Genomic DNA, 12,293 nt, shown 5'->3' on the forward strand with positions numbered 1-12,293 from the left:
GTTAAATAAAAGGAACAACATGACTTACATGAAATTAACGGCGGCTAAACGCATTGTTTTTTTTATATATTTATTTGTAATCCAGTTTTGGAAAAACGCCAGTTTTCAAACGAAAGTCAGTTAAAAATCTGCCGGGATATGACGAAGGTGGAGCGGGGAAATAAACGGCCCATTCATGAGGAATGGGCCGTGAAAGAAGATTACGCGACCGGGCGCGCAATAATGCTGCGGGTTTCCATGCGGACTTCGGCAATGGTGACGTCAATAACGTCAGTCACTTTGTAAGCCGTTTCACCTTTAATTTGTACAGTGCCGTTTTCCTGGCTGCAAACCAGTTCATCGCGCACAGCGTGTAAGAAAGGTGCCGGAATAAAGGCGATAGCGCCGTTATCAACCAAACGCACACGCATGCCGCCACGGCTGATATCGACAATTTCCGCCGCGAAACGGGTGTCGGTCCCGGCTTTGTCTTTCAGGAAGCGTGCGTATAACCAGTCGCCAACATCACGTTCTGCCATCCGGTTGAGACGGCGACGCTCGGCCATTTGGACAGTGATTTCATCCTGTGGACGCGTCGCAGTTTCGCCTTTGATAACCGCTTTCAGCAGACGGTGGTTGATCATGTCGCCATATTTACGGATCGGCGAAGTCCAGGTGGCGTATGCTTCCAGACCGAGGCCAAAGTGAGGACCGGGTTCAGTGCTAATTTCAGCAAATGACTGGAAGCGACGAATGCGGCTGTCGAGGAAACCAGTTGGTTGCGCATCCAGTTCACGACGCAGTTTGCAGAAACCGTCCAGCGTGAGCACTTCTTCGGCATCGACATGCAGACCGTGGGTTTTCAGCAACGCTGCCAGCGCGTCGGCATTCGCCGGATCAAAGCCCATATGCACGTTATAGATGCCAAAACCGAGCTTATCGCGCAGTACGCGGGCCGCACAAATGTTAGCGGCAATCATCGCTTCTTCGACGATACGGTTGGCAATGCGACGAGGCTCGGCGACGATATCCAGCACTTCTCCTTTTTCACCGAGAATAAAGCGGTAATCCGGGCGATCTTTAAACACCAGTGCGTGGTTATGACGCCACTCGCCGCGGCGTTGGCAAATTTGCGCTAGCAAACGGACTTGTTCGGCAATTGCTTCGCTTTCAGGCTGCCAGTCACCGGTATTTTCCAGCCAGTCAGAAACCTGGTCATACACCAGCTTCGCTTTGGATTCGATGGTGGCGGCAAAGAATTCGATATTATCTTCAATGGTGCCATCAGCGGAGAGCGTCATGCGGCATGCCAGTACCGGGCGGACTTCATTGGCGCGCAGTGAGCAGAGATCGTCAGAAAGCTCGCGAGGCAGCATAGGGATGTTGAAGCCAGGCAGATAGTTGGTGAATGCGCGAATTTTCGCGGCTTTGTCCAGCTTGCTGCCTTCAGCAATCCACGCAGTTGGATCGGCAATCGCCACAATCAGCTGAAGTTTGTCATCCGGCAACGCCTTAGCGAAAAGGGCGTCATCCATATCTTCTGTGCTGGCACTGTCGATGGTGACAAAATCCAGCGCAGTCAGATCTTCACGAACCAGACCTTCATCGAGCATTTCGGTAGCGACGCCGTCTGGTGCTTCTTTTTCCAGATTATGGCGCGCAAGGGTAACCCACCACGGTACAAAGTGATCGTCACCAAAAGTGATGTATTGTGTCAGTTCAGCATAGAAAGAACGATCGCCTTTCAGCGGATGACGGCGCATTTCGGCAACCGCCCAGTCGCCTTCTTTAAACTCGTGGTTCAGGCCACGGGCTGCGCGGCAAGGAATGGCGTCTTTTAAGAGTGGATGATCAGGAACGATGGCCAGACGGTCATTTTTGCCCTGAACTTTACCCACGAAACGAGTCAGGAACGGTTCAACCAGTTCTTCTGGCTCTGCGGATTCACGTTCTTTTTCACTGTGGATCACCGCGATAATTCGGTCGCCATGCATGACTTTTTTCATCTGCGGCGGCGGAATGAAATAACTTTTTTGCGCGTCGACTTCCAGGAAGCCAAAGCCTTTTTCTGTGGCTTTTACCACCCCTTCAGCGCGTGGCGTCTGGGAATGCAGTTGCTGTTTAAGCTGCGCTAGCAGCGGGTTGTCCTGAAACATAATTGTCTATTTTGGTGGCCATTAGAGCGGCTGACAGTTTTACGCGAATCTGTCTGACGCGGCAAGGTTAATATGTCTCACCCAACGCGATTTTTAAACGATTTATCCAGCCACACAGCCCGCTCCATACCAGCAGATTAATAATCTGCGTTGATGATTTTTCGTGTTCGAGTAATGGGCTGAACTGGGCGGCGCTAAAGCGATCGGGTGCTCGGGTCAGCCATTGTATCGCCTGAACGGTAGCGCGCTCAACAGAATGACGGTCAGCCCATCGGTTAATTTCATTTTCGCCCTTGCGCAGAAGGAGGCTGATTTTTTTATATTCATTTGATGAATTCATACAGGCGGCAAAACAAGCAGGACTGCCATTTATCCGCGCGCATAACAACGCCGCAAGCTGATTATCCGGCTGTGTATTGACCCGTGTGCTGTTTAACAACTTTTCGAGAAGGGAAAGTGAAATAGGGTGGAGAGAGAGTGTGTTGGCCAGTTGGCAAAGTTCTGCAGTTGAACTTTTTGTGTGCTCTTCAGGGAGTTTTTCCACCTCATAGCTGCTTCGCCAGCGTAATGATTCATCAGCAAACAGTGATGCGTCGGCGTAGTTTTGTATCTCCAGCCCGGGTAACCAGCGTACTGGATGCCCGAGATAAGCCTGAAATGTCGCAATTGTCCGCGCCTGAAAGCCAATAAAACCAATGATTTGGTTAATGATCACACAGTCACAGGCAGTAAGACCAACGTCATTCAGATGCTGGCGCGATCGGTTGTCGATAATAGAAGGCGAGCTAGCCAGTTGGCGGGCATATTGCGTGATTTGTGCCAACCGATGATTACTTTCCCTGGAGGAATCAGGCCCGGGGAGCGGCGTAAGTCGCGCCGAATAGTAGTTACATAACCGTTGGACGCCGCAAACCTGAGCAACCGTAAGGGCCGTCGACAAGCGTTCATAAGCGGTGAAGGTCTGTGAACGGGTCACGGTAAGCTGGTCAGGGAACAACTCTACTACAAGAACGCGCGCAGGGACCAGCCATGAAAGGAAGGGTGCCAGCGTTTCTTCATCAAGGATCACGTCGAGCAGAAAGGGATCGCTGACCTTTGCGGCTTCCGGGACCAGAGGCAGAACGTCATACTCCGCAGTACTGGATTGCGTTTCATGATACCAGTGGCTTTTGCCAGTGATGTGGCGTTGTTCCATAGGCGCTCCTTGGTCGTAAAGGAAATCGTTATCCTGACGCAAGGCGAGAAGGGGAGAAAGACGGATCGGCGATAACAAATATCAGAAAGGTATAACAGAGATAACGGGCGGCAGAACGCCGCCCAATATTTACCAACAGAACGATTATTTCAGTTCGAGTTCGTTCATTGCAGCGATGCTGAAACCGCCGTCAACGTGGACCACTTCACCGGAGATACCGGCAGAGAGATCGGAGCACAGGAATGCCGCGGAGTTACCCACATCTTCAATAGTAACGGTACGGCGAATCGGGGTAACGGCTTCGCAATGAGCCAGCATTTTGCGGAAGTCTTTGATACCGGAAGCCGCCAGAGTACGGATCGGACCCGCAGAGATGGCGTTAACACGCACACCTTCCGGACCCATCGCGTTCGCCATATAGCGCACGTTCGCTTCCAGAGACGCTTTTGCCAGACCCATAACGTTGTAGTTCGGGATAGCGCGCTCAGCGCCAAGGTAGGAAAGGGTCAGCAGGGCAGAACCCGGATTCAGCATGGAGCGGCAAGCTTTTGCCATTGCAACGAAGCTGTAGGAGCTGATGTCGTGGGCAATTTTGAAGCCTTCACGGGTAACGGCGTTAACATAGTCACCATCCAGCTGATCGCCAGGTGCAAAACCAATAGAGTGTACGAAACCGTCAAATTTCGGCCAAACTTTCCCCAGTTCAGCGAACATGGTGTCGATGCTGGCATCTTCGGCAACATCGCACTGCAGAACGATGTCAGAACCCAATTGAGCGGCAAATTCTTCTACGCGGCCTTTCAGTTTGTCGTTCTGGTAGGTGAATGCCAGTTCAGCTCCTTCGCGGTGCATCGCCTGAGCGATACCGTAGGCGATGGACAGTTTGCTGGCAACACCGGTTACCAGAATGCGCTTACCGGAAAGAAAACCCATAGCTTTAATCCTTATTGTTGATGCTTGTTGTGCCTGAAAATCAGGCGATTCGTCGTTTTAGTAAACAGTACGAACAGATAAACGGTTATTATAATCAACCTGGCTGTGGGTGGCTATAGTTGCGCTTTCTGTAGCGGAGAGAAGCTGCGGTACAGAGCATTTTGCGTTATCTACTCCTGACGCCTGCAAGGGGGAGGTTGGGGAAATATCTTATAGAATCTGACTTTGAAACTATTCGTATTAGCTCCGATAAGTTTGATGATGAAAACAGAACTGGCGACAACAAGTCGCTGTCTTTCTGATGAATTGACCCCAACTTAATATTGTCAACTATCTTCACAGAATCTCCACAATCTCTTCATTATCAGAATATGCATCATGAATAAGATAAAAATACTTTCCATTACTTTGGAGAAACGTATAATTAGCAAAAATGAGAATGATCATTCTCACCAAGTGATAGGCCAGGAGACAGAAATGACCAGCAAGCTGGAGATACGCCACAAACAGCGTCAGGATGAAATCATTAACGCCGCCCGTCGGTGTTTTCGTCGCTGCGGATTTCATGCCGCCAGTATGTCGCAAATTGCCAGCGAAGCTCAGCTTAGCGTGGGTCAGATATATCGTTACTTCGCCAACAAAGACGCCATTATTGAAGAGATGGTTCGCCGTATCATCGACTTTCGTATTGCCCAAATGGACATTGACGCGCGTACCGATCACTTTCCGGAAGTTCTTGCCTTGCGTAAATCCTTAAATGAGGACGACGACGCGCTGATGCTGGAAGTGGCTGCAGAAGCCACACGCAACCCGCGGGTGATGGCAATGCTTGAAGAAGCTGACGCCAGAATGTTCGCTAACGGTTGTGCTCATATGAAAAGAATGCATCCCCATCTTAGCGACGAGCACATTCGTTGCTGCGTTGAAGTGTTTGCTACCATGATGGAAGGTACGGTTTATCGTCGTTTAACACCGCAAAAAAGCGATCCACAACATCTGCAGGAAATATATCAGGATATTGTTAGTATGTTGATAAATAAATAAGAACAGAATTAACCAATAGCGGGGGATATTAATCCCCCTTATTTCATTGCGAAATTCATTTCGCGATGCGGGTTCGTTATAACTGAATATCCCTGACATATCCTCATTAATTTCAATGAGGAGGGTATTTCTCACCCTGGAGAAAATAATGAAGTATATAGCAACATCTGTAGTGGCAATGCTGCTCTTATCGGGTTGCGATAATACGCAAAGTAACAATTCATCCCCGTCAGAAACAGAAGTCGGCGTTGTTACACTCAAATCTCAACCGGTTTCGGTAGTCAGTGAATTAACCGGACGCACCAGTGCTGCGCTCAGTGCCGAAGTACGTCCGCAGGTTGGGGGAATTATCCAGAAACGCTTATTTAAGGAAGGTGATCTGGTCAAGGCTGGACAGCCGCTCTACCAGATTGATGCGGCCAGTTATCAGGCTGCATGGAATGAAGCCCGGGCAGCATTACAACAAGCACAGGCACTGGTAAAAGCCGATTGCCAGAAAGCGCAGCGTTATGCTCGACTGGTGAAAGAGAACGGTGTTTCACAACAGGATGCTGATGATGCTCAGTCTACCTGTGCACAAGATAAAGCCAGTGTAGAGGCGAAAAAAGCCGCACTGGAAACTGCGCGCATTAATCTTGACTGGACCACGGTAACCGCACCGATTTCAGGGCGCATTGGCATTTCGTCGGTAACCCCTGGCGCACTGGTGACCGCGTCGCAAGATACAGCGTTAACGACGATTCGTGGTCTGGATACAATGTATGTCGACCTCACTCGCTCCAGTGTCGATTTATTACGTCTGCGTAAACAGTCACTGGCGACCAACAGTGACACCATGAGCGTCTCACTTATTCTGGAAGATGGCACAACCTACAGCGAAAAAGGGCGTCTGGAACTCACCGAAGTCGCGGTGGATGAGTCTACCGGTTCGGTGACATTACGGGCAATTTTCCCCAATCCACAACAGCAGTTATTACCGGGAATGTTTGTTCGCGCTCGTGTCGATGAAGGCGTGATGGAAGACGCTATTCTCGCGCCTCAACAGGGCGTCACGCGCGATGCTAAAGGCAATGCAACTGCGCTGGTGGTGAATAAAGACAATAAAGTAGAGCAGCGAGCGCTCGAAACGGGAGAAACGTATGGTGATAAATGGCTGGTGCTGAACGGCCTGCACAACGGCGACCGACTGATTGTTGAAGGTTCTGCCAAAGTCACTTCAGGGCAGACCATCAAGGCTGTTGAAGTTCAGGCTAATGGAGGCAACGCCTGATGTTTTCGCGCTTTTTTGTTCGCCGCCCGGTCTTTGCCTGGGTTATCGCCATTTTGATTATGTTGGCGGGGATTCTGGCTATTCGCACATTACCCGTCGCGCAATATCCTGACGTTGCACCGCCGACCATTAAAATTTCAGCCACTTATACTGGTGCTTCTGCCGAAACGCTGGAGAACAGCGTGACTCAGGTTATCGAGCAACAACTCACTGGGCTTGATAATTTACTCTATTTCAGCTCAACCAGTAGCTCTGATGGTTCGGTCAGTATTAATGTGACCTTTGAACAAGGTACCGATCCAGATACTGCACAGGTTCAGGTGCAGAATAAAATTCAGCAGGCGGAGTCGCGCCTACCCAGCGAAGTGCAGCAAACGGGTGTTACGGTGGAGAAATCACAAAGCAACTTTTTGCTGATTGCTGCCGTGTATGACACCACTGACAAAGCCTCCAGTTCGGATATCGCCGACTGGTTGGTCAGTAACGTTCAGGACCCGCTGGCGCGTGTTGAAGGTGTGGGGAGTCTGCAAGTCTTTGGCGCGGAATACGCTATGCGCATCTGGCTTGACCCGGCCAAACTGGCGTCTTACTCGCTAATGCCTTCAGACGTGCAAAGTGCTATTGAAGCGCAAAACGTGCAGGTTACTGCCGGGAAAATAGGGGCATTGCCTTCACCGAATACTCAGCAACTGACCGCAACGGTACGTGCGCAGTCTCGCTTGCAGACGGTGGATCAGTTCAAAAATATTATCGTGAAAAGCCAGTCAGACGGCGCAGTTGTTCGTATAAAAGATGTGGCTCGCGTTGAGATGGGCAGTGAAGATTATACCGCTATCGGCAAACTTAACGGTCACCCGTCTGCCGGGGTTGCTGTAATGCTTTCGCCCGGTGCGAATGCGCTGAATACGGCGACGCTGGTCAAGGATAAGATTGCCGAATTCCAGCGGAACATGCCGCAGGGATACGACATCGCATACCCGAAAGACAGCACTGAATTTATTAAAATCTCCGTAGAGGACGTAATTCAGACGCTGTTTGAAGCCATCGTATTGGTGGTTTGCGTGATGTATTTATTCCTGCAAAACCTGCGTGCCACACTGATTCCGGCGTTAGCTGTCCCCGTCGTTTTGCTGGGCACATTCGGCGTTCTTGCGTTGTTTGGCTATTCGATTAATACCCTGACGTTGTTTGCAATGGTGCTGGCGATCGGCTTGCTGGTGGACGATGCCATTGTGGTGGTAGAGAACGTCGAACGCATTATGCGTGACGAAGGGTTGCCCGCGCGTGAAGCCACGGAAAAATCAATGGGCGAGATTTCTGGCGCACTGGTTGCCATTGCGCTGGTGTTGTCAGCCGTATTCCTGCCGATGGCCTTCTTTGGGGGATCTACGGGCGTAATTTATCGTCAGTTCTCCATCACCATCATCTCCGCAATGCTGCTTTCCGTGGTGGTGGCATTGACCTTGACTCCCGCCCTGTGCGGTTCCGTCCTCCAGCATGTTCCGCCACATAAAAAAGGCTTTTTCGGCGCATTTAACCGCTTTTACCGCCGTACTGAAGATAAATATCAGCGAGGCGTAATTTATGTCCTGCGCCGTGCAGCCCGAACGATGGGGCTTTATGTCGTGCTGGGTGGTGGAATGGCCCTGATGATGTGGAAACTGCCCGGCAGTTTCTTACCCACTGAAGACCAGGGCGAAATCATGGTGCAGTACACGCTGCCGGCCGGGGCGACCGCTGCCCGTACAGCAGAAGTGAATCGCCAGATTGTTGACTGGTTCCTGATTAACGAGAAAGCAAATACCGATGTCATCTTTACCGTTGATGGTTTCAGTTTTAGCGGCAGCGGACAGAACACCGGGATGGCGTTTGTTTCGTTGAAAAACTGGTCTCAACGTAAAGGGGCAGAAAACACCGCCCAGGCTATCGCCCTACGGGCAACCAAAGAGCTGGGCACAATTCGTGATGCGACGGTATTTGCGATGACGCCGCCAGCCGTTGATGGGCTGGGGCAAAGCAATGGTTTTACGTTTGAATTGTTAGCTAACGGTGGAACCGATCGTGAAACACTGCTGCAAATGCGTAATCAGTTGATAGAAAAAGCGAATCAAAGTCCGGAGTTACATTCTGTACGCGCCAATGATTTGCCACAAATGCCGCAATTGCAGGTAGATATTGATAGCAATAAAGCGGTGTCATTAGGGTTGAGTTTGAATGATGTCACCGACACCCTGTCCAGTGCGTGGGGCGGTACTTATGTGAATGACTTTATTGACCGTGGTCGTGTGAAAAAAGTCTACATTCAGGGCGACAGCGAATTTCGTTCCGCGCCGTCAGACTTAGGTAAATGGTTTGTGCGCGGTAGCGATAACGCTATGACACCATTCTCTGCTTTTGCGACCACCCGCTGGCTGTATGGACCGGAAAGACTGGTGCGCTACAACGGCTCGGCAGCCTATGAAATTCAGGGCGAAAACGCGACTGGCTTTAGTTCCGGCGATGCAATGACAAAAATGGAGGAACTGGCAAACAGTCTTCCTGCGGGAACAACCTGGGCCTGGAGTGGTTTGTCATTGCAGGAGAAACTGGCCAGCGGTCAGGCATTAAGTCTGTATGCAGTTTCTATTCTGGTGGTTTTCCTCTGCCTTGCAGCACTGTACGAAAGCTGGTCAGTCCCGTTCTCGGTCATTCTGGTGATCCCTCTGGGGCTTCTTGGCGCGGCGCTGGCGGCCTGGATGCGTGATTTAAACAACGACGTTTACTTCCAGGTAGCGCTATTAACTACTATCGGCTTGTCATCGAAAAACGCCATTCTGATTGTGGAATTTGCTGAAGCGGCGGTTGCAGAGGGCTATTCCTTGAGTCGTGCGGCATTACGCGCGGCGCAGACTCGTTTACGCCCAATCATCATGACCTCGCTGGCGTTTATTGCGGGGGTAATGCCGCTGGCGATAGCAACTGGCGCAGGGGCGAACAGCCGCATCGCCATTGGTACGGGCATTATTGGCGGCACGCTGACCGCTACATTACTGGCCATTTTCTTCGTTCCTCTGTTTTTTGTACTGGTGAAACGTTTGTTTGCCGGTAAACCGCGCCGTCAGGAGTAAGTTATGTTGCGTCGTTCTCTTATTTTTCTGGTGTTGTTGAGTGCGGGATGTGTCTCGCTCGATCCTCACTACAGTACGCCTGAATCCCCAATCCCGGCGACCTTGCCGGGAGCACAGGGCCAGGGGAAGGCAATCAGCCATGACTGGCAGCAGGTGATTCACGATCCCCGATTGCAGCAGGTGATTCACGATCCCCGATTGCAGCAGGTAGTAACCATTGCACTGAACAGTAACCGCGATGTGCAAAAAGCGATTGCTGATATTGACTCAGCACGGGCGCTCTATGGGCAAACTAATGCGTCGTTATTTCCGACGGTGAATGCGGCCTTAAGTTCGACTCGCAGTCGTTCGCTGGCGAATGGTACGGGAACAACTGCCGAGGCTGACGGCACGGTGTCCAGTTATACGTTAGATCTGTTTGGTCGTAATCAGAGTTTATCTCGGGCGGCGCGGGAAACCTGGCTTGCCAGTGAATTTACAGCCCAGAACACTCGTTTAACGCTGATTGCTGAAATCAGCACCGCCTGGCTGACACTGGCGGCTGATAACAGCAACCTGGCCCTGGCAAAAGAAACGATGGCCAGTGCAGAAAACTCATTGAAAATTATCCAGCGCCAGCAACAGGTTGGCACGGCGGCAGCGACAGATGTCAGTGAGGCGATGAGTGTTTATCAGCAAGCGCGCGCCAGCGTTGCCAGCTATCAGACACAAGTGATGCAGGATAAAAATGCGCTGAACTTACTGGCAGGTACAACGCTTGCGGAAAATCTGCTACCGGGAACACTGGAAAGCCTGCCGGAACAAATGATAAGTCTGGTTCCTGCGGGAGTATCATCTGATGTTCTGCTGCGTCGCCCGGATATCCAGGAAGCGGAACATAATTTGAAGAGCGCCAATGCCGATATTGGCGCGGCACGGGCTAACTTTTTCCCGACGATTTCGCTGACTGCCAGTGCCGGTGTTGGCAGTGACGCGTTGTCGTCGTTGTTCAGCCACGGAATGCAGATCTGGTCATTTGCGCCATCGGTCACATTACCGCTGTTTACTGGCGGAAGTAATCTGGCGCAGCTTCGTTACGCAGAAGCACAAAAGCGTGGACTCATTGCCACCTATGAAAAAACCGTTCAGAGCGCATTTAAAGATGTCGCTAACGCACTGGCGCGGCGGACCACGCTTGAAGAGCAACTGGATGCACAGCGCCAGTATGTTAAAGCTGAACAACAAACGGTCGATGTTGGCTTGCGTCGCTATCAGGCGGGTGTTGGTGATTACCTGACCGTGTTGACGGCGCAGCGCAGCTTGTGGAGCGCACAGCAGGAGCTGCTGGCACTGCAACTGACTGATTTTACAAACCGAATCACGCTCTGGCAGTCGCTGGGCGGCGGCATGTCATCACTCAAGTAAGGAATAATATGGCTAGAGTCTCTCTTTCATGGGCATTGATTCTTGGTCTTTTAGCCGGTATCGGCCCGATGTGTACCGATCTTTATTTGCCGGCTTTGCCGGAGATGTCTGAGCAACTGGCGGCAACCACGACCATAACGCAATTAACCCTGACCGCATCACTGATTGGTCTTGGCGTCGGACAACTGTTATTTGGCCCTCTGAGCGACAAAATAGGGCGTAAACGTCCGTTAATCTTGTCGTTGCTATTGTTTATTGTTTCTTCCATTTTGTGCGCGACAACGAACAATATTTACTGGCTGGTGGTCTGGCGTTTTATTCAAGGGATCGCGGGGGCGGGTGGTTCGGTGCTCTCTCGTTCTATTGCTCGTGACAAATATCAGGGAGTAACGTTGACCCAGTTTTTTGCGCTGTTAATGACGGTGAATGGCCTGGCACCGGTGTTGTCGCCAGTGCTGGGCGGGTACATTGTTAGCACTTTTGACTGGCGCACTTTATTCTGGGTAATGGCTGAAATTAGCACCGTACTGTTGCTGGGCTGCCTGTTATTTATTAATGAGACCTTGCCAGAAAATAAAAGGGGCTCATCATTGCTATTAACCGGACGAAGCGTGGTGCAGAACCGCCGTTTTATGCGCTTTTGCCTGATTCAAAGTTTTATGCTGGCCGGTTTGTTTGCATATATCGGCTCTTCGTCGTTCGTGTTGCAGAAGGAATTTGGCTTTAGTCCAATGCAATTTAGCCTGGTGTTTGGCCTTAACGGCATCGGACTTATCATTGCTTCATGGATCTTCTCGCGCCTGGCGCGACGGATTAACGCGATGACATTGTTGCGAGGTGGCCTGATAGCGGCAATTTTGTGTGCATTGCTCACGGTCTTATGCGCATGGACACAATTGCCCATTCCGGCACTGGTGGCATTATTTTTCACCATCGCATTTTGTAGCGGCATCGGCACTGTTGGCGGGGCAGAGGCTATGAGTGCAGTAGGGACGCAGGAATCTGGAACGGCGTCTGCGTTGATGGGGATGAGCATGTTTGTCTTCGGCGGTATAGCCGCGCCATTGTCGGGAATTGGCGGAGAAACACTGTTAAAAATGAGTCTGGCAATTACGGTGTGTTATACGCTGGCATTGCTGGTTGCTCTCACCAGAATCGACAATCAAAAGTAATGAACACCTCATCCTGAGGGGGGCCCTGTCAGG

9 protein-coding genes are annotated in these 12,293 nt (G+C 51.0%); 6 read left to right on the forward strand and 3 right to left on the reverse strand.

Annotated features, from left to right (window positions below):
- Positions 1-19: 19 nt before the first annotated feature.
- Complete coding sequence (locus ACJHWR_RS14710; protein ID WP_000221855.1) at positions 20-124, forward strand: hypothetical protein; 105 nt, start codon at positions 20-22, stop codon at positions 122-124.
- Between the two features lie 76 nt (positions 125-200).
- Here ACJHWR_RS14710 and rnb read toward each other — a convergent pair whose 3' ends face one another.
- From rnb to fabI, 3 genes are all read right to left on the reverse strand, one after another.
- Positions 201-2,135: an exoribonuclease II gene (gene rnb, locus ACJHWR_RS14715; protein WP_000484983.1), complete on the reverse strand. Its 1,935-nt coding sequence runs from the start codon at positions 2,133-2,135 to the stop codon at positions 201-203.
- A 67-nt stretch (positions 2,136-2,202) separates the two neighbouring features.
- Positions 2,203-3,330 carry a carboxymuconolactone decarboxylase family protein gene (locus ACJHWR_RS14720; protein ID WP_012311891.1) on the reverse strand — a complete coding sequence of 376 codons (1,128 nt, stop codon included), beginning with the start codon at positions 3,328-3,330 and terminating at the stop codon, positions 2,203-2,205.
- Positions 3,331-3,474: 144 nt separating this feature from the next.
- On the reverse strand, positions 3,475-4,263 hold the full coding sequence (gene fabI / locus ACJHWR_RS14725) for an enoyl-ACP reductase FabI (RefSeq protein WP_000506490.1): 789 nt from the start codon (positions 4,261-4,263) through the stop codon (positions 3,475-3,477).
- Positions 4,264-4,740: 477 nt separating this feature from the next.
- On the opposite strand from fabI, the gene ACJHWR_RS14730 reads away from it, so the two are divergent.
- The 5 genes from ACJHWR_RS14730 to ACJHWR_RS14750 all read left to right on the forward strand — a co-directional run bounded on the left by ACJHWR_RS14730 (position 4,741) and on the right by ACJHWR_RS14750 (position 12,260).
- Positions 4,741-5,307, forward strand: coding sequence for a TetR/AcrR family transcriptional regulator (locus tag ACJHWR_RS14730; RefSeq protein WP_000202113.1), 567 nt, complete (start codon positions 4,741-4,743; stop codon positions 5,305-5,307).
- Between the two features lie 148 nt (positions 5,308-5,455).
- On the forward strand, positions 5,456-6,577 hold the full coding sequence (locus ACJHWR_RS14735) for an efflux RND transporter periplasmic adaptor subunit (protein ID WP_410226703.1): 1,122 nt from the start codon (positions 5,456-5,458) through the stop codon (positions 6,575-6,577).
- Positions 6,577-9,684: an efflux RND transporter permease subunit gene (locus ACJHWR_RS14740; RefSeq protein WP_000492814.1), complete on the forward strand. Its 3,108-nt coding sequence runs from the start codon at positions 6,577-6,579 to the stop codon at positions 9,682-9,684. Before ACJHWR_RS14735 ends, ACJHWR_RS14740 begins: the two co-directional genes overlap by 1 nt.
- A 3-nt stretch (positions 9,685-9,687) precedes the next feature.
- The gene (locus ACJHWR_RS14745; protein ID WP_023146387.1) at positions 9,688-11,088 is read left to right on the forward strand and encodes an efflux transporter outer membrane subunit; all 1,401 of its coding nucleotides are present in this window, start codon (positions 9,688-9,690) and stop codon (positions 11,086-11,088) included.
- Positions 11,089-11,096: 8 nt separating this feature from the next.
- Positions 11,097-12,260, forward strand: coding sequence for a multidrug effflux MFS transporter (locus tag ACJHWR_RS14750; protein ID WP_000135019.1), 1,164 nt, complete (start codon positions 11,097-11,099; stop codon positions 12,258-12,260).
- The last annotated feature ends 33 nt before the right edge of the window (positions 12,261-12,293 follow it).

The sequence above is a fragment of the Escherichia sp. WS568 genome (assembly GCF_046486085.1).
Classification (GTDB): Bacteria; Pseudomonadota; Gammaproteobacteria; order Enterobacterales; family Enterobacteriaceae; genus Escherichia; species Escherichia coli.